Here is a 17,721-nt window from a genome sequence, read left to right on the forward strand (position 1 = left end):
CACAATGACCGAGGTGGACTCCGATTCTGTATACGACACAAATCCCTGTGGGACCGGGCTTGCCCGCGATGGTCTCAAGCCGAACACAATCCATGTAGTCTTCGTCACTCAACCTGACGTAATCGCTTGTACAGGGTATTCCGGCTAACTCCCAACCGCCGCGCCAAGTGCGAAATATTCCCCCCTACCGCCTGCAACTGCCGATTCAACTCCTCGGCATCATTCAAATCCACCGCCAACGTCTCCTGAGAATCCACCGGCTCCATCTCCAGATCGACAAAAAAATCATCCGGCAAATGCTCCAGCCGCACGGGTTGTTCCTCGGCCATGGCCAGCGCCACCTGCATCACGCTGCTGACCTGACGCAAATTCCCCGGCCACGGATGACGACTGAACAACTCCATCACTTCACGGCTCAAGCCAGCCCATTGGCTCGGTTCGCGGTGCTGTTCCCACAGCCGTTTGAACAGCGCTTCCTTATCGCTGCGTTCCCGTAGCGGCGGCAGTTCCAGGGTCAAACCACCAATGCGGTAATACAAATCCTCACGAAACCGCCCCAGCTGAACCTGCTCGCGCAACGAGCGGTTAGTCGCTGAAATGATCCGAATGTCCACCGGGAACAACTCGCTGCTGCCCACCGGTTGCACGCAACGCTCCTGCAATACCCGCAGTAGCCGAGCCTGGGTCGGCAACGGCATGTCGCCTATTTCATCGAGGAACAGGGTGCCTTTATCGGCCTTGCGGATCAGCCCGATGCTGCCTTTCTGATTGGCGCCGGTGAACGCGCCTTTCTCATAGCCAAACAGCTCGGATTCCACCAGTTCGGCGGGGATCGCTGCACAGTTGACGGCAATGAACGGCTGTTTGCTGCGTGAACTGGCCTGGTGCAGGGCTTTGACGAAGACTTCCTTGCCGACCCCGGTTTCCCCGTGGATTAACAGCGGAATGTCCTTTTCCAGCAAGCGTTCGGCCTGGCGCACGGCTTTTTCCACGCGGCTGTCGCCAAAATGCAGCGTATTGAGGCTGATCGCTATGGGAGCCGGCGCCGTGGGTTCAGCGCTCTTTATTTCAGTGCTCTTTATTTCAGAAAGCAGCCGCGCCTGAATAGGCGCTTGTTTTGGCCGTTTCAACAGGCATTGAAAACGGTTGCGCCCCGAGGCTTGCAGGGCAAACGGCAGGCCGTCCGGCTGGTTCAGCAGTTCCAGTAATGAGACTTTGAACAGGCTTTCGACGCTGACCCGCGACAGGCTGATGCCCAGCAGGTTGTCGGCCCGGCGATTGGCGGACAGCACCTGACCGGTTTCATCGAAAATCAGCAACCCGGCCCATTGGCTGTCGAGATTGTTCAGCCCGGTGTTGAAGGTCAGCTGGAAATGCTGGCCATGGAACAGGTTGAGGATCAGCCGGTTCTCCACGGTCTGGCTCATCATCTTGACCATGCCCAGGGTGTGCGACGGCGGCAGGTAGCTGTCGCTGGACACATCCAGTACCGCGATCACCTTGCGCTCGGCATCGAAAATCGGCGCGGCGGAGCCGGTCATGAAGCGGTTGGCCTTGAGAAAATGTTCATCGTGTTCGATGTGCACCGCCTGCTCGCAGACCAACGCGGTGCCGATCGCATTGGTCCCGCTGCAACGCTCCATCCAGCTGGCGCCAGCGCTGAAACCGCGAGTCAGGCTCGGCTCGATGAAACGCTGGGTGCCCCAGGACGTCAGCACCTGGCCCTGATTGTCAGCGAGCATGATCAGGCAATTGGAGTTACTAAGGATGTTCTCGTAATACGGCAGGACTTCCTGATGGGTGGTCTGCACCAGTGAATGCTGACTCTCCAGTAACTGGGCGATGCCATCGGCCGGCAGCTGATCGAACGCCGGCGCGCTCTGATGATCGAGCCCGAACGCGCGGCAGCGGGACCAGGAGTCCTGGATGATGGCGTCGTGGGAGAGCGGCGGGGCAGGTGCGGCCATGGCATTGAGCCTCTGAAACAGCATTTTTATTGTTGTTATGAGATTCCATGTGGGAGCGGGCTTGCTCGCGAATGCGGTGGGTCAAACACCAATGACGTGTCTGACAGTCCGCATTCGCGAGCAAGCCCGCTCCCACAGAGTGTTGTTCACTATTGTTCATTGTCAACCGTTGGACTGTTCAATTGTTCAGTCGCGGTTGTTCATTTCTGTTCAGCAACGAACGCGGTTTTCCCTTGTTTTTCGTGTTTTTCAAGCCAGATCAACCGCTTGGGATTTCTGGCACGAATGTCGCTGTAGTGCTCCGGTCGCTTGACTCCAATAATAAAAAGGCCGAGCCATGTCACTAATCCTGGAGCACGTCAGCCGTACCGTCGAGGGTCAGACCTGGATCGACGATGCGTGCCTAAACTTCGAACCCGGATCGTTCAACGTTTTGCTCGGTCGCACGCTGTCTGGCAAAACCAGCCTCATGCGTCTGATGGCTGGCCTGGACAAGCCCGACAGCGGTCGCATCCTGATGAACGGCGTCGACGTCACCCAACGTCCGGTGCGTTTACGCAATGTGTCGATGGTTTATCAGCAGTTCATTAATTACCCGACCATGACGGTGTTCGAGAACATCGCCTCGCCGCTGCGTCAGTCCGGCGTTTCCAATGAGTTGATCCAGAGCAAAGTGCTGGAAACCGCGAAGATGCTGCGCATCGAGAAATTCCTCCAGCGCCATCCTCTGGAACTCTCCGGCGGCCAGCAGCAGCGCACGGCGATGGCCCGGGCGCTGGTCAAGGATGCCGAGCTGATTCTGTTCGACGAGCCGCTGGTCAACCTCGACTACAAGCTGCGCGAAGAGCTGCGCCAGGAAATGCGCGAGTTGTTCAAGGCCCGGCACACCATCGCGATTTACGCCACCACGGAACCCAACGAAGCGTTGGCGCTGGGCGGTACCACGACCATTCTTCACGAAGGTCGGGTGATTCAGAGCGGCAAGTCCTCCGAGGTTTATCACCAGCCGCAAACCGTGCTGGCGGCGGAGTTGTTCTCCGAGCCGCCGATCAACCTGATGCCGGGGCGCATTGCCGGCAACGAAGTCAGTTTCGCCAATTTTGTGCACTTCCCGCTGAATGTCGATCTGCGACCGGTGGGCGAGGGCGAGTTCCGTTTCGGTGTGCGCCCCAGCCATATCTCGCTGGTGCCGAGCAACGACGATGACCTGGAACTGGCGGTGACCGTCGAGGTGGCCGAGATCAGCGGTTCGGAAACCTTCCTGCACGTGTGCAACGAGTATTTCCTGCTGGTGCTGCACTTGCCGGGTGTTCACGAATACGACGTCGATGCGCCGATTCGCATCTATATCCCGACTCATAAACTGTTCGTGTTCGATATGCAGGGGCGGCTGGTTCAGGCGCCCGGTCGCCGTATTGCGAGGGTTGCCTGATGGCCGAAATCCGTTTGCAGAGCCTTGCCCACAGCTACACCCCAACGCCGACCGGCCCTGAGGACTACGCGATCCGCGAGATGGACCATGTCTGGGAGCAGGGCGGTGCTTATGCGCTGCTCGGGCCTTCGGGGTGCGGCAAGTCGACCTTGCTCAACATCATTTCCGGGTTACTCAGTCCGTCCCAAGGGCATGTGCTATTCGACGGCAAAGCGGTCAATGATCTGACCCCCGAGAAGCGCAACATCGCCCAGGTTTTCCAGTTTCCGGTGGTCTACGACACCATGACGGTGTTCGATAACCTGGCCTTCCCGTTGCGCAATCAGGGCATGGCCGAGGCGAAAATTCACACCAAGGTGCAGGAAATCGCTGAAGTCCTCGACCTCCAGGCATTGCTGTACAAGAAGGCGCGCAACCTCACCGCCGATGAAAAACAGAAAGTCTCCATGGGCCGTGGGCTGGTGCGCGATGACGTGTCGGCGATCCTCTTCGATGAACCGCTGACGGTGATCGACCCGCACCTGAAGTGGAAGCTGCGACGCAAGCTCAAGCAGATCCACGAGCAGTTCAACATCACCATGGTCTACGTCACCCACGATCAGCTCGAAGCCTCGACCTTCGCTGACAAGATCGCGGTGATGTATGGCGGGCAGATCGTGCAGTTCGGTACGCCACGGGAATTGTTCGAGCGGCCGAGCCACACCTTTGTCGGCTATTTCATCGGCAGCCCGGGGATGAACCTGATCGAGGTCCAGCCACAAGCCGGTGGTGTCGGTTTTGCCGGGACTCACTTGCCGTTGTCCGACGTGATGCAGAAACGAATCGCCGAGTCCGAATGGAAAACCCTGAAGGTCGGCATCCGTCCGGAGTTCGTTCATGTGTGGGACGAGCCCTTTGAAGACGCGATGCAGGCACAGGTCGTACACGTCGAAGACCTGGGCACCTACAAGATCATGACCCTGAACCTCGACGGCGCTGCGCTCAAAGTACGCCTGGCCGAAGACAAACCGGTGCCCGAAGGCACGGCGTACATCAGTTTTCCGGCGCAATGGCTGATGGTCTATGCCGATGATTACCTGCTGGAGGTGCTGCCATGAACAAGGTGCAGAACAACAAGGCCTGGTGGCTGGTGTTGCCGGTGTTCCTGCTGGTGGCATTCAGTGCGGTAATCCCGATGATGACCGTGGTCAACTACTCGGTGCAGGACATCTTCGACCAGTCCAGCCGCTACTTCGTCGGTGCCGACTGGTACAAACAAGTGCTGCTCGACCCACGCTTGCATGACTCGTTGCTCCGCCAGTTCATCTACTCCGGCTGCGTGTTGCTGATCGAAATTCCGTTGGGCATTGCCATCGCCCTGACCATGCCGACCAAGGGCCGCTGGTCGTCGCTGGTGTTGATCATTCTGGCGATACCGCTGCTGATCCCTTGGAACGTGGTCGGCACCATCTGGCAGATTTTCGGCCGCGCGGACATTGGTCTGCTCGGCGCCAGCCTCAAGGCCATGGGCCTGAACTACAACTATGCATCCAACACCATGGACGCCTGGGTCACGGTGTTGGTGATGGACGTCTGGCACTGGACGTCGCTGGTGGCGCTGTTGTGTTTCTCCGGTTTGCGGGCGATTCCGGACGTGTATTACCAGGCGGCGCGGATTGATCGAGCGTCGGCCTGGGCGGTTTTCCGACACATCCAGTTGCCCAAGCTCAAGAGCGTGCTGCTGATCGCGGTGATGCTGCGGTTCATGGACAGCTTCATGATCTACACCGAGCCGTTCGTACTGACGGGTGGCGGTCCGGGCAATGCCACGACCTTCTTGAGTCAGACCTTGACCCAAATGGCCGTAGGACAATTCGACCTCGGCCCGGCGGCGGCTTTCTCGCTGGTGTACTTCCTGATCATCCTGTTGGTGTCGTGGCTGTTCTATACCGCCATGACTCACTCTGACGCCAATCGGTGAGGCCTGCCATGAGCAAGAGAAAGCTGATTCCACTGCTGATCTACATCCTGTTCCTGCTGGTGCCGATCTACTGGCTGCTGAACATGTCCTTCAAGAGCAACACCGAAATCCTCGGCGGTCTGACGCTGTTTCCTCAGGATTTCACCTTCGCCAACTACAAGGTGATCTTCACCGATCCGAGCTGGTACACCGGTTACCTCAACTCGCTGTACTACGTGAGTTTTAACACGCTGATCTCCCTGAGCGTGGCGCTGCCGGCGGCGTATGCGTTTTCACGCTATCGTTTTCTCGGCGACAAGCACCTGTTCTTCTGGCTGCTGACCAACCGCATGGCGCCACCGGCGGTGTTCCTGCTGCCGTTCTTTCAGCTGTATTCCTCGATCGGGTTGTTCGATACCCATATCGCGGTGGCGTTGGCTCACTGTCTGTTTAACGTGCCGTTGGCGGTGTGGATTCTTGAAGGTTTTATGTCCGGCGTTCCCAAGGAAATTGACGAAACCGCCTACATCGACGGCTACAGTTTCCCCAAGTTCTTCGTGAAGATCTTCGTCCCGCTGATCGGCTCCGGGATCGGCGTCACGGCGTTTTTCTGCTTCATGTTTTCCTGGGTCGAGCTGCTGCTGGCGCGAACCCTGACCTCGGTGAACGCCAAACCCATCGCGGCGGTGATGACCCGCACGGTCTCGGCGTCCGGCATCGACTGGGGTGTGCTGGCGGCTGCAGGGGTATTGACCATCCTGCCGGGCATGCTGGTGATCTGGTTTGTTCGCAACCACGTGGCCAAGGGCTTTGCCCTGGGCCGGGTATGAGGAACTGATGATGGAATGGATGAGTTGGACTGGCCCCACGGCGGTATTCTTCAGCGTTATTGCCTTGATCCTGACGGGCATGACGACCTGGGAATTGCGTTCGCCGAGTATCCCTCGGCGTGGTTTTTTGCCGATTGCCACTACCCGTGGCGATCGGCTGTTTATCGGTCTTCTCGGCAGCGCCTACCTGCATTTGCTGGTAATTGGCGTCACCGACTGGAGCATCTGGGTAGCGTTCGCGTTGTCTCTGGTGTGGCTGTTGGCTGTGATGCGTTGGGGCTAGTCGAATCGCTCGGCAATCGTGCTCCGCCACTTAAACAGGAGGTCTTATGTTCGATAAAAACAATAAGCTGCGACATAGCATTTCATTGGCAGCCCTGCTGGCACTCAGCGGTTTGAGCGCATCTGCCTGGGCCGATGCCTACGAAGATGCTGCGAAGAAATGGATTGGCAGCGAATTCAAACCGTCCACCTTGACTGCTGAACAGCAGCTCGAAGAGCTGAAGTGGTTTATCAAAGCGTCCGAGCCGTTTCGCGGGATGAACATCAAAGTGGTTTCCGAAACCATTGCCACCCACGAATATGAATCCAAGGTGCTGGCCAAGGCGTTCACCGAGATCACCGGGATCAAGCTGACCCACGACTTGCTGCAGGAAGGCGACGTGGTGGAAAAGCTGCAGACCCAGATGCAATCGGACAAGAACATCTATGACGGCTGGGTCAACGACTCGGACCTGATCGGTACGCACTTTCGCTACGGCAAGACCGAATCGATCACCGACCTGATGGCCAACGAAGGCAAGGCCTACACCTCGCCGACGCTGGACATCAAAGACTTCATCGGCATCTCGTTCACCACCGCGCCGGACGGCAAAGTCTATCAATTGCCCGACCAGCAATTCGCCAACCTCTACTGGTTCCGTGCCGACTGGTTCGAGCGGGCGGATCTGAAAGCGAAATTCAAAGAAAAATACGGTTATGAATTGGGCGTGCCGGTGAACTGGTCGGCCTATGAAGACATCGCCAAATTCTTCAGCGAAGACGTCAAGGAAATAGACGGCAAGCGCATCTACGGGCATATGGACTACGGCAAGAAGGATCCTTCCCTCGGCTGGCGCTTCACCGATGCCTGGTTCTCCATGGCCGGCGCTGGCGACAAGGGCATTCCCAACGGCTTGCCGGTGGACGAGTGGGGCATCCGTGTCGAAGACTGCCATCCGGTCGGTTCCAGCGTGACCCGCGGCGGCGACACCAACGGCCCGGCGGCGGTCTATGCCACCACCAAGTACGTCGACTGGCTGAAGAAATATGCGCCACCGGAAGCGGCGGGCATGACCTTCTCCGAGTCCGGCCCGGTGCCGTCCCAAGGCAACATCGCGCAGCAGATCTTCTGGTACACCGCGTTTACCGCCGACATGACCAAACCAGGCCTGCCGGTGATGAACGCCGACGGCACACCGAAATGGCGCATGGCGCCGTCGCCGAAAGGTCCGTACTGGGAGGAGGGCATGAAGCTCGGTTATCAGGACGCCGGTTCCTGGACGTTCATGAAATCCACGCCTGAGAAACAGAAGCTCGCGGCCTGGCTATACGCGCAGTTCGTGACCTCGAAAACCGTGTCCCTGAAGAAAACCATCGTCGGCCTGACGCCGATTCGCGAGTCGGACATCAACTCGCAAGCCATGACTGACCTGGCGCCGAAACTCGGTGGTCTGGTGGAGTTCTACCGCAGCCCGGCCCGCGTGCAATGGACCCCGACCGGGACCAACGTGCCGGACTATCCTCGTTTGGCACAACTGTGGTGGAGCCACATCGCGGAAGCCGCCAGCGGCGAGAAAACCCCGCAACAGGCACTGGACGGTTTGGCCAAGGATCAGGACGCGATCATGACCCGTCTGGAACGCTCGAAGGCTCAAGCCACCTGCGCGCCGAAAATGAACCCCGAGCGCGATGCACAGTACTGGTTCGACCAACCGGGTGCGCCGAAAGCGAAACTGGCGAACGAAAAGCCTAAAGGCGAAACCGTGAGCTATGCCGAGCTGCTGAAATCGTGGGAGGCGGCGCGTAAGTAAACAGCTGGACTATGAAACGCAAACGGCACCGGAAGGTGCCGTTTTTGTTGGTGCCTGTTCCATCGCCATCGCGAGCCTGCTCGCGATGGCGTCATTGAAAACGCCGCAAATACTTCAGGTCAGCGCCGCCAGTTGTTGAACCGTCTCCGGAAAGCGCTCAACCAGCCGGATCAGTGTTGTCGCCTGAGCATTAGGTTTCGCCCGTCCTTGCTCCCAGTTCTCCAGCGTCCGGGTGTTGGTGCGCAAGTACATCGCAAACACCGGCCGGGAGAGATTCAGTTGCTGGCGGATGCCAACCACTTCCTCTGCCGTAATCGGAGCCAGTTTGGCCAGTTTTACTTTGTGCGTGCGTAGAGTGACTTTACCTTGGCGCTCATCGGCCAAGGCTTCAAACCCCTCTACCAGCTCGGAAAAAATGTCACGTTTCATCGCTCGTTCTCGCTTTGATTTCTCGATAAAGCATTTCTTTAAGCAGTTTTTTCTGTTGTGGCGTCAGATCGTCCTGTTCGTTTTTGCCATACAAGGTAAAGAGCCAGAATTGGTCGAAACCGGACCACCAGTAATAAATCACCCTCAGCCCACCGCGCTTGCCCTTGTTTCGCCGCTCATCCACCACTCGAATTTTGCGCAGACCTCCGGTGCCTTCGACGACATCTCCCGCTTCCGGGTTTTGTAGCAGCTCCTGCTGGAACCGGTGAAACAGATCATCATCCAGGTAGTCACTTCGATGCTTTTGAAATACGGGTAATTCGATAAAAAGAGCGTCCATGTTATGTACGTTACCTGCGTATATTTCTATCACAAGAATCGAATAGATCAAGGCTTCTGTTCCTGCCCAATTCGGTCAAGTCATTACGTTAAGGTCGAAGGCTGGATCGGGATGTAGGACGCGGCTGATTCACCCGCGAGGCGATTCTGGATATCAGGGAGGAGGGGGAAGAAACGGGCCAGCCTTATGACCCGAAACTTGCGCTTGCTCGGTGAGGTTCAAGACGGTATTTACATTGCATTTTCGTTTTTGGGGAAAACCAGTCTGAACACGGTCATCGCACCGGGCAGGCTTTCAACTTCGGCCACCCCCTGATGCAAGCTCATGATCGAACGCACAATGGCCAGGCCCAGTCCGGTGCTGCCTTGCGAGCGGGAGCGGCTGCTGTCGACGCGGTAAAAGCGGTCGAATAGATGCGACAGATGCTGCGCTTCGATGCCCGCGCCGGGGTTGCTGACCCGCAGCGAAACCTGAGTTGCCTCTTGTTCAATGTGTAGCGAAACCGTTTGCCCGGTCGGGCAGTGGCGCAGGGCGTTGGACAGCAGGTTCGAGATCGCCCGCTGAATCATCAAGCGCTCGCCCAGCACGCTTGCGCTGCCGGTCACGCTCAGGCTGATGCGCTTGTCTTGCGCCGACAAGGAAAACAGATCGGCCACCTTTTCGGCTTCTTCTTCCAGGGCGACCGACTCGAAGGACGTGAGCGCTGCCGGGTTACTGGCCTGCGCCAGAAACAGCATGTCCGAGACAATCCGCGCGACACGCTCCAGTTCTTCGGTGCAAGACACCAAAACGCTTTTGTACGCCTCGGCCGTGCGTTCCCGGGACAGCGTCACCTGTGCCTTGCCCATCAAATTGTTGATCGGAGTGCGCAGTTCATGGGCCAGGTCATCGGAGAACTGCGACAACTGCTGCACACCATTGTCGAGGCGATCCAGCATGAAGTTGATCCCTTGGGCCAGTTCACTGAGTTCCTGGGGCATGTCGAGCACCGACAGCCGATGGTCGAGGTCTTGCGTCGAGACCATCGCCGCCACTTTGCGAAACTCGCGCAGCGGCGTCAGCCCCCGCTGTACGGCGACCCAGGCACTGAGGCCGATGAAGATCAGCAGCAACGGCAAAGCAATCAGCGTCGAGCGCAGATAGGCGCTGAGCAACGCCTGATTGTGGGCATCGTCCATCGACAGCAGCGCCGGGACGCGGGTGCCGTCCTTGATGCGGATCAACCGAGAGGCGGTCAGGTAGCGCTTGTCTTGATCGTCGGTGCTGCCCGAGAACGTCAGTTGTTCGTTGGAGGCCAGCGCTGCCTTGCGCTCAAGACGCGGGTCGACCATGCCGGAGCCGGATTTCAACAGCGGCGTACGCAAGTTGGCGCGGTCATAAATCGTCAGGGTGAGATTGTCATGGCCCATGACCTGATCGAGCAGAATGTGCGGCGCCGAACGAATTTCTGCGGAATTGGCGTACAGCGACAGGCTGTGTTCCACCTGTTCCATCTTCTGGGCCAGGCTGTCCCTGGATAACGCGTTCAGTTCATGGGTCAGGGCAAAGAACGCCAATACAGCCAGGAACACCACCAGCACCGCCCCCAGGATGCTGACGGTCAAGCCCAAGCGCAGCGACAGGCTGGCCGGCTTCATTCCCGCGCCTCCAGCACATAGCCGACACCACGCAGGGTATGGATCAGTTTGCTGTCGAACGGGTCGTCGATCTTGGCGCGCAAACGACGGATAGAGACTTCGACCACATTGGTATCGCAGTCGAAATTCATGTCCCACACCAGCGAAATAATCTGGGTGCGGGTGAGCACTTCGCCGGACTGACGCATCAACAAATGCAGCAGGGCGAACTCCTTGGTGGTCAGGTCGATGCGCTGTTCGCCTCGAAAGGCGCGGTGACGCCCTGGGTCGAGTTCCAGGTCGGCGACTTTGAGCACTTGTGGCAACGGGATGTTTTCGCTGCGCCGCATCAGCGTGCGCACCCGCGCCAACAATTCGGGGAACTCGAACGGTTTGACCAGATAATCATCGGCGCCCAGATCCAGACCACGAATCTTGTCGGCCAGACGCCCGCGGGCGGTGAGCATCATCACCCGGGTGGAGTGGGTGCGACGCAATTGTTCCAGTACGCCCCAGCCATCGAGTTCCGGCAGATTCACATCCAGGATCACCAAGTCATACGCCTGCTGTTGCGCCAGATGCAGTCCATCGGCGCCGGTGGCCGCGTGGTCAACGATATAACCACTTTCCGTCAGTCCCTGATGCAAGTATTCGGCAGCTTTAAGCTCGTCCTCGACGACAAGGATTCGCATGATCTATCACCACTTTTATTCAATGGATATTTAATTAAGGTGGCCGGGAAAGTTGTTGTTCTTGTAGGGGGTTCCGGACGGATTTGAATAACGACTAGAGGATGTGAGTTCCTGGTTTCCTACAGAGATTTCCCTGTGTGGTGGTGTGCAAGGTAAAGGCTGTAGTAGCTACAGAGTCAACTGAAATACTGGATCTTGAGCCCTGAAAATGGCGATCTGCGACAGCCTGTCGCAGCAGGCAAGCCCGTATGCCCATGCGCCGCATTCAGGCAAGGGCTGTTCGGCAGATAACTACCGTGTATTTGTTTCCATGTATTGCTATGTCGCCTTTCGCACTTCGCATCCTAGACCAAAATAACTTCCACAAACTGTGGATAACGGATTTGTAATGTTCCAGTCACCTTGTCGATAAGTTCAAAACTCTACCGTGGCGGCATCAAAGATTTTTGAATAAAGGAAGTTTTCCATTGCCCGGTTTAAAAGAGCTGACGGTGCGATCACGCCTGAAAAAAACAGCGAGGACAGTGACGGCCAGCGTTGTGTTGCTGGCCGGTACGGGTCTTGTGCATGCATCGACCCTGACCCTCGATCAAGCCCTGCAAACGGCATTCGCCGGTAACCCGGATCTGGCGGCTGCGCAGTGGGACATCGGTATCGCCGAGGGTGAGCGAAAACAGGCCGGTCTGATCCCCAACCCCGAAGTGTCGTGGGAGGCCGAAGACACCCGTCGCGATTCGCGAACCACCACGGTGATGCTCAACCAACCGGTCGAACTGGGCGGTAAACGTGGCGCACGGATCGACGTCGCCAGCCGCGCGCAGGACGCCGCCGGGATCGAATGGGAGCGCAAGCGCAATGCCTTGCGCGCCGATGTGATTCAGGCGTTCAACAGCGCCCAGACTGCGCAACAACGCTTGCAGTTGTCGCGCCAGTCGCTGCAACTCGCCGAACACGGTTTGCGCGTTGCCCAAGGACGCATCGAGGCCGGTCAATCATCGCCAGTCGAAGGCACCCGTGCGCAAGTGCAGCTCTCCGAAGTGCGCCTGGAACTGAGCCGCGCCGAACGCGATCAGGCCAACGCCTATCAGCAATTGGCGCAGGTCATGGGCTCACCGTTGCCAACCTTGACCACCGTGCAAGTCGCCACGCAAAGCATGCCCACCGTGCCACCGCCGACCCGATTGCTTGAGCGCCTGAACGAGACCGCCGACCTGCGTCTGGCCAAATTGCAGATCGATCAGCGCGAAGCCTCATTGGGTCTGGAAAAGTCGCAACGCATTCCCGACCTGACCGTGAGCATTGGCAGCCAATACAGTGAAACCGAGCGCGAGCGGGTCAACGTGGTTGGGCTGTCGATGCCGATTCCGCTGTTCAACCGCAATCAGGGCAACGTGCTGGCGGCTGCCCGGCGCAGCGATCAGGCGCGGGATCTGCGCAACGCCACCGAGCTGCGTTTGCGCACGGAAATCCAGACCACCCTTGAGCAATGGCAGACCGCCAACGGCGAAGTCAAAGCGTTCAACCAGACCATCCTGCCCGCCGCGCAAAGTGCGGTCGACAGCGCCACGCGCGGCTTCGAAATGGGCAAGTTCGGATTCCTCGACGTGCTCGACGCCCAACGCACCCTGATCAGCGCGCGCAGCCAGTACATCCAGGCCGTCAGCGAGGCGACGGATGCGCGAGTACGCATCGAACGCATCTTCGGCGACTTCTCAGTCAGCCCTTGAATTTCATCTTTTAGATCACTGCGCGATGGCATGGCGCAGAGGAGTTTCCATGGAAAAAAAACTGATCGTGGTTGCTGCGGCGACGCTGGCACTGGGCATTGGTATTGGCTCGATGTGGTCGGGCGATGCGTCCATCGACGCTCATGCCGATGAAGCGGCGGAACACGCCGATCACGCTGAAGAAGGCGCAGCAGCCGACGGTGAACATACAGAAGAAGGGCACTTGGAGTTGAGCACCGAACAGATCACCGCGGCGGGCATTCAACTGGCCGAAGCGCGGGCGCAGAACATCAGCCTCGGCTTGCCGTTCCCCGGCGAAGTGCGCTTTGACGAAGACCGCACCGCGCACGTGGTGCCTCGGGTGCCCGGTGTGGTCGAGTCGGTGTCGGTCAATCTCGGGCAGTCGGTGAAGAAGGGCCAGTTGCTGGCGGTGATCGCCAGTCAGCAGATCTCCGATCAGCGCAGCGAACAGGCTGCCGCACAGCGTCGCTTGACCTTGGCGCGCACCACCTACGAACGCGAGAAAAAACTGTGGCAGGACAAGATCTCCGCCGAGCAGGATTTCCTTCAGGCACGTCAAGCATTGGAAGAAGCCGAAATTTCCCTGACCAATGCCCGGCAAAAAATCAGCGTGCTCAGTGGCAGCGTGGTCGCCACCGGCGGTAATCGCTACGAATTGCGCGCACCATTCGACGGCGTGGTGGTGGAGAAACACCTGACGCCGGGGGAGGTGGTCGATGAATCCTCGGCGGCTTTTACGCTCTCCGACCTGTCGCGGGTGTGGGTGACGTTCGGCGTTTCGCCCAAGGATCTGAACAAGGTGCAAGTGGGCAAACCGGTCACCGTCAGCGCCCCGGAACTCAATGCCGAAGTCGCCGGCACCGTGGCCTACGTCGGCAGTTTGCTGGGTGAACAGACCCGCACTGCAACGGTTCGCGTGACCCTGGAAAATCCGCAAGGCTCGTGGCGCCCCGGCCTGTTCGTCACCGCGCTGGTGGCTACCGACAGTCGCCAAGCCAAGGTCGCCGTACCTGAAACCGCGATCCAGACCGTCGAGGACAAGCCCACGGTGTTCGTGCGCACCGACGACGGCTTCAAGGCGCAACCGGTGGAACTGGGCAGTCGCGCGGCCGGTTTGGTGGAAGTCACCCAAGGGCTGGAACCGGGCGTGCAAGTCGCCAGCGCCGGCAGCTTCGTCCTCAAATCGGAACTGGGCAAAGCCTCGGCCGAGCACGCTCACTGAAGACTCCCACCGATCCGCCCCCTCGACGAGAAGATTCTCATGTTCGAACGCCTGATCCAGTTTGCCATCGAGCAGCGCATCATCGTGCTGCTCGCCGTTCTCCTCATGGCCGGCCTCGGCATCGCCAGTTATCAAAAGCTGCCGATCGACGCCGTGCCGGACATCACCAACGTCCAGGTGCAAATCAACACCGGCGCGGCCGGGTTCTCACCGCTTGAAACCGAGCAGCGCATCACCTTCCCGATTGAAACCGCCATGGCCGGTTTGCCGGCGCTGGAGCAGATCCGTTCGCTGTCGCGTTCGGGGCTGTCGCAGGTCACGGTGATCTTCAAGGACGGCACCGATTTGTTCTTCGCCCGGCAATTGGTCAACGAGCGTTTGCAGATCGCCAAGGAGCAATTGCCCGAGGGCGCGGAAGCGCTGATGGGGCCGATTTCCACCGGGCTTGGCGAGATTTTCCTGTGGACGGTGGAGGCGCAGGACGGTGCGCTCAAGGACGACGGCACGGCCTACACGCCGACCGATTTGCGGGTGATTCAGGACTGGATCATCAAGCCGCAATTGCGCAACGTGCCCGGTGTGGCCGAGATCAACACCATCGGCGGATTTGCCAAGGAATACCAGATCGCCCCCGACCTGAAACGGCTGGCGGCGTACAAACTGACCCTCACCGATCTGGTCACGGCGCTGGAGCGCAACAACGCCAACGTCGGCGCCGGTTACATCGAGCGCAGCGGCGAGCAGTTGCTGATTCGTGCGCCCGGCCAGGTGGCGAGCGTCGAGGACATCGCCAACATCGTCATGGCCAATGTCGATGGTACGCCGATCCGGGTGAAGAACGTCGCGACCGTGGACATCGGCCGCGAACTGCGCACCGGTGCCGCCACTGAAAACGGTCGTGAAGTGGTGCTCGGTACGGTGTTCATGTTGATCGGCGAAAACAGCCGTACTGTTTCCCAGTCAGTGGCGAGCAAACTTGAACAGATCAACCGCTCGCTGCCCAGAGGCGTGATCGCGGTGCCGGTGTATGACCGCACGCACCTGGTCGACAAAGCCATCGCCACGGTGAAGAAGAATCTGGTGGAAGGCGCGATTCTGGTCATCGCGATTCTGTTCCTGTTTCTGGGCAACATCCGCGCGGCGCTGATTACTGCGATGGTGATTCCGCTGTCGATGCTGTTCACCTTCACCGGCATGTTCACCAACAAAGTCAGCGCCAACCTGATGAGCCTCGGTGCGCTCGACTTCGGGATCATCGTTGACGGTGCGGTGGTGATCGTCGAAAACACCCTGCGGCGCCTGGCTCATGCGCAACACCATCACGGGCGATTGCTGACCCGTTCCGAACGTTTCCACGAAGTCTTTGCAGCGGCCAAAGAGGCACGTCGACCGCTGATCTTTGGCCAGTTGATCATCATGGTCGTGTACCTGCCGATCTTCGCCCTGAACGGTGTCGAAGGGAAAATGTTCCACCCGATGGCCTTCACCGTGGTCATCGCGCTGTTGGGGGCGATGCTCTTGTCCGTGACCTTCGTCCCGGCGGCCATTGCGCTGTTTGTCACTGGCAAGGTCAAGGAAGAAGAGGGCGTGGTCATGCGCGGCGCACGGCAGCTTTATGCGCCGGCGTTGGCCTGGGTGATGAGCCATCGCACAGTCGCCGTGGGCACGGCGCTCGGGGTGATTGTGCTCAGTGGTGTGCTGACCAGCCGCATGGGCAGTGAGTTCGTGCCGAGCCTCAGCGAGGGCGATTTTGCCCTGCAAGCCTTGCGCGTACCGGGCACCAGCCTGACCCAATCGGTGGACATGCAGCAGCGTTTGGAAACCCTGATTCTCAACAAAGTGCCGGAGGTCGAGCGGGTGTTCGCCCGCACCGGCACCGCCGAAATTGCTTCTGATCCGATGCCGCCGAATATCTCCGACAGCTACGTGATGCTCAAGCCGAAAGAGCAGTGGCCGGACCCGGGCAAGTCCCGCGAGACCCTGATGGCCGAACTGCAACAAGCCGCCGCAACGCTGCCGGGCAGCAACTATGAACTGTCGCAGCCGATTCAGTTGCGCTTCAACGAACTGATCTCCGGCGTGCGCAGTGATGTGGCGGTCAAGGTGTTCGGGGATGATATGGCCGTGCTCAATGCCACGGCGGCGAAGATTGCTGCTGCCCTGCAGAAGGTCAACGGCGCGTCCGAGGTCAAAGTTGAGCAAACCACCGGACTGCCGGTGCTGACCATCAACATCGACCGCGACAAGGCTGCGCGTTACGGGCTCAATGTCGGCGATGTGCAGGACACCATTGCGGTAGCGGTCGGCGGGCGTCAGGCGGGGACGTTGTATGAGGGCGATCGGCGTTTCGACATGGTGGTGCGATTGTCCGATGCCATGCGCAAGGATATTGAAGGTTTGTCAGCGCTGCTGATTCCGGTCCCGGCACCGCTCAATGGTGCTGCCAATCAGATCGGTTTTATCGCGCTCAAGGAAGTTGCCAGTCTCGATCTGGTGTTGGGGCCGAATCAGGTCCGCCGCGAAAACGGCAAGCGTCTGGTGATCGTCAGCGCTAACGTTCGCGGGCGCGACATTGGCTCCTTCGTCCAGGAGGCTGGCGAGGTGATTGAGCGAGATGTTCAGGTGCCGGCGGGTTACTGGACCAGTTGGGGCGGGCAGTTCGAGCAGTTGCAGGCGGCGGCCAAACGCTTGCAGATTGTGGTGCCGGTGGCTTTGTTGCTGGTGTTCGGACTGCTATTCATGATGTTCAACAACCTCAAGGACGGCTTGTTGGTATTCACCGGGATTCCGTTTGCGTTGACCGGTGGCGTCATGGCGCTGTGGCTGCGGGATATTCCGCTGTCGATCTCGGCGGGCGTGGGGTTCATTGCGCTGTCGGGGGTGGCGGTGCTCAACGGGTTGGTGATGATCGCGTTCATCCGCAATTTGCGGGAGGAGGGGCGTTCACTCAGTGATGCGATCAACGAAGGCGCGCTGACTCGTCTGCGGCCGGTGTTGATGACGGCGCTGGTGGCGTCCCTGGGCTTTATTCCGATGGCACTGGCGACCGGCACTGGGGCGGAGGTACAACGTCCGTTGGCGACGGTGGTGATTGGCGGGATTCTGTCTTCGACCATTCTGACGTTGCTGATATTGCCCGCGCTGTACCAACTCGCCCATCGACGGGATGAGGAAGTAACTCCCACCCCCTAATCCAACTCTGTGAATACAACCCCTGTGGCGAGGGAGCTTGCTCCCGCTGGACTGCATAGCAGGCCCCGCTTTTCAGATGAAGAGCAAGGGCCGCTTCGCGCCCCAACGGGAGCAAGCTCCCTCGCCACAGGTATTTTTCAGTCTGCAGATTTTCTGAGTGATCAATACTCTGCAATGACTGCCCCTCCCACATAACGGATATGTAATCTCCACGCCACCGTCACGAAAGGTTCGGATTGTTA

General features: G+C 58.9%; 14 protein-coding genes. 9 read left to right on the top strand and 5 right to left on the bottom strand.

Annotation, left to right across the window (positions count from 1 at the left end; translation table 11 throughout):
* Positions 1 to 104: 104 nt before the first annotated feature.
* Entirely contained in the window at positions 105 to 1,967 is a 1,863-nt protein-coding gene (locus AB4O41_RS26750; RefSeq protein ID WP_460145339.1) for a sigma-54-dependent Fis family transcriptional regulator, read from the bottom strand.
* Between the two features lie 337 nt (positions 1,968 to 2,304).
* Here AB4O41_RS26750 and AB4O41_RS26755 point away from each other — a divergent pair, with 337 nt between their 5' ends.
* From AB4O41_RS26755 to AB4O41_RS26780, 6 genes are read left to right on the top strand one after another with little or no spacing between them, the layout of a single operon-like run.
* Positions 2,305 to 3,399: an ABC transporter ATP-binding protein gene (locus AB4O41_RS26755; RefSeq protein WP_460145340.1), complete on the top strand. Its 1,095-nt coding sequence runs from the start codon at positions 2,305 to 2,307 to the stop codon at positions 3,397 to 3,399.
* Positions 3,399 to 4,496 carry an ABC transporter ATP-binding protein gene (locus AB4O41_RS26760; protein WP_460145341.1) on the top strand — a complete coding sequence of 366 codons (1,098 nt, stop codon included), beginning with the start codon at positions 3,399 to 3,401 and terminating at the stop codon, positions 4,494 to 4,496. Before AB4O41_RS26755 ends, AB4O41_RS26760 begins: the two co-directional genes overlap by 1 nt.
* Entirely contained in the window at positions 4,493 to 5,359 is an 867-nt protein-coding gene (locus tag AB4O41_RS26765) for a carbohydrate ABC transporter permease (RefSeq protein ID WP_460145342.1), read from the top strand. Before AB4O41_RS26760 ends, AB4O41_RS26765 begins: the two co-directional genes overlap by 4 nt.
* A gap of 8 nt (positions 5,360 to 5,367) precedes the next feature.
* A complete protein-coding gene (locus tag AB4O41_RS26770; protein ID WP_123358324.1) occupies positions 5,368 to 6,168 on the top strand; it encodes a carbohydrate ABC transporter permease in 801 nt (266 codons plus the stop codon).
* Positions 6,169 to 6,178: 10 nt separating this feature from the next.
* Entirely contained in the window at positions 6,179 to 6,451 is a 273-nt protein-coding gene (locus AB4O41_RS26775; RefSeq protein ID WP_460148429.1) for a DUF2160 domain-containing protein, read from the top strand.
* 46 nt (positions 6,452 to 6,497) lie between these two features.
* A complete protein-coding gene (locus AB4O41_RS26780; protein ID WP_460145343.1) occupies positions 6,498 to 8,240 on the top strand; it encodes an ABC transporter substrate-binding protein in 1,743 nt (580 codons plus the stop codon).
* 114 nt (positions 8,241 to 8,354) lie between these two features.
* Here the strand turns inward: AB4O41_RS26780 and AB4O41_RS26785 are convergent, their stop codons facing one another.
* From AB4O41_RS26785 to AB4O41_RS26800, 4 genes are all read right to left on the bottom strand, one after another.
* The gene (locus tag AB4O41_RS26785; RefSeq protein ID WP_030130910.1) at positions 8,355 to 8,669 is read right to left on the bottom strand and encodes a helix-turn-helix domain-containing protein; all 315 of its coding nucleotides are present in this window, start codon (positions 8,667 to 8,669) and stop codon (positions 8,355 to 8,357) included.
* Positions 8,659 to 9,009, bottom strand: a complete 351-nt coding sequence (locus tag AB4O41_RS26790) for a type II toxin-antitoxin system RelE/ParE family toxin (protein WP_052967031.1) — start codon at positions 9,007 to 9,009, stop codon at positions 8,659 to 8,661. Before AB4O41_RS26790 ends, AB4O41_RS26785 begins: the two co-directional genes overlap by 11 nt.
* A 230-nt stretch (positions 9,010 to 9,239) precedes the next feature.
* A complete protein-coding gene (locus AB4O41_RS26795) occupies positions 9,240 to 10,646 on the bottom strand; it encodes a heavy metal sensor histidine kinase (protein ID WP_460145344.1) in 1,407 nt (468 codons plus the stop codon).
* The gene (locus tag AB4O41_RS26800) at positions 10,643 to 11,317 is read right to left on the bottom strand and encodes a heavy metal response regulator transcription factor (RefSeq protein WP_460145345.1); all 675 of its coding nucleotides are present in this window, start codon (positions 11,315 to 11,317) and stop codon (positions 10,643 to 10,645) included. Before AB4O41_RS26800 ends, AB4O41_RS26795 begins: the two co-directional genes overlap by 4 nt.
* 467 nt (positions 11,318 to 11,784) lie before the next feature.
* Between AB4O41_RS26800 and AB4O41_RS26805 the strand changes: the two genes are divergently transcribed.
* The 3 genes from AB4O41_RS26805 to AB4O41_RS26815 are packed head-to-tail and all read left to right on the top strand — an operon-like array spanning position 11,785 to position 17,479.
* Entirely contained in the window at positions 11,785 to 13,044 is a 1,260-nt protein-coding gene (locus AB4O41_RS26805) for a TolC family protein (RefSeq protein ID WP_460145346.1), read from the top strand.
* Positions 13,045 to 13,093: 49 nt separating this feature from the next.
* Positions 13,094 to 14,287 carry an efflux RND transporter periplasmic adaptor subunit gene (locus tag AB4O41_RS26810; RefSeq protein ID WP_460145347.1) on the top strand — a complete coding sequence of 398 codons (1,194 nt, stop codon included), beginning with the start codon at positions 13,094 to 13,096 and terminating at the stop codon, positions 14,285 to 14,287.
* Between the two features lie 39 nt (positions 14,288 to 14,326).
* Positions 14,327 to 17,479, top strand: coding sequence for a CusA/CzcA family heavy metal efflux RND transporter (locus tag AB4O41_RS26815; RefSeq protein ID WP_460145348.1), 3,153 nt, complete (start codon positions 14,327 to 14,329; stop codon positions 17,477 to 17,479).
* The last annotated feature ends 242 nt before the right edge of the window (positions 17,480 to 17,721 follow it).

The sequence above is a fragment of the Pseudomonas sp. S2_A02 genome (assembly GCF_054668495.1).

Coding starts and splice junctions, on each gene's coding strand:
- AB4O41_RS26750 (WP_460145339.1), bottom strand. CDS start 1,967: ATGGCCGCACCTGCCCCGCCGCTCTCCCACGACGCCATCATCCAGGAC.
- AB4O41_RS26755 (WP_460145340.1), top strand. CDS start 2,305: ATGTCACTAATCCTGGAGCACGTCAGCCGTACCGTCGAGGGTCAGACC.
- AB4O41_RS26760 (WP_460145341.1), top strand. CDS start 3,399: ATGGCCGAAATCCGTTTGCAGAGCCTTGCCCACAGCTACACCCCAACG.
- AB4O41_RS26765 (WP_460145342.1), top strand. CDS start 4,493: ATGAACAAGGTGCAGAACAACAAGGCCTGGTGGCTGGTGTTGCCGGTG.
- AB4O41_RS26770 (WP_123358324.1), top strand. CDS start 5,368: ATGAGCAAGAGAAAGCTGATTCCACTGCTGATCTACATCCTGTTCCTG.
- AB4O41_RS26775 (WP_460148429.1), top strand. CDS start 6,179: ATGGAATGGATGAGTTGGACTGGCCCCACGGCGGTATTCTTCAGCGTT.
- AB4O41_RS26780 (WP_460145343.1), top strand. CDS start 6,498: ATGTTCGATAAAAACAATAAGCTGCGACATAGCATTTCATTGGCAGCC.
- AB4O41_RS26785 (WP_030130910.1), bottom strand. CDS start 8,669: ATGAAACGTGACATTTTTTCCGAGCTGGTAGAGGGGTTTGAAGCCTTG.
- AB4O41_RS26790 (WP_052967031.1), bottom strand. CDS start 9,009: ATGGACGCTCTTTTTATCGAATTACCCGTATTTCAAAAGCATCGAAGT.
- AB4O41_RS26795 (WP_460145344.1), bottom strand. CDS start 10,646: ATGAAGCCGGCCAGCCTGTCGCTGCGCTTGGGCTTGACCGTCAGCATC.
- AB4O41_RS26800 (WP_460145345.1), bottom strand. CDS start 11,317: ATGCGAATCCTTGTCGTCGAGGACGAGCTTAAAGCTGCCGAATACTTG.
- AB4O41_RS26810 (WP_460145347.1), top strand. CDS start 13,094: ATGGAAAAAAAACTGATCGTGGTTGCTGCGGCGACGCTGGCACTGGGC.
- AB4O41_RS26815 (WP_460145348.1), top strand. CDS start 14,327: ATGTTCGAACGCCTGATCCAGTTTGCCATCGAGCAGCGCATCATCGTG.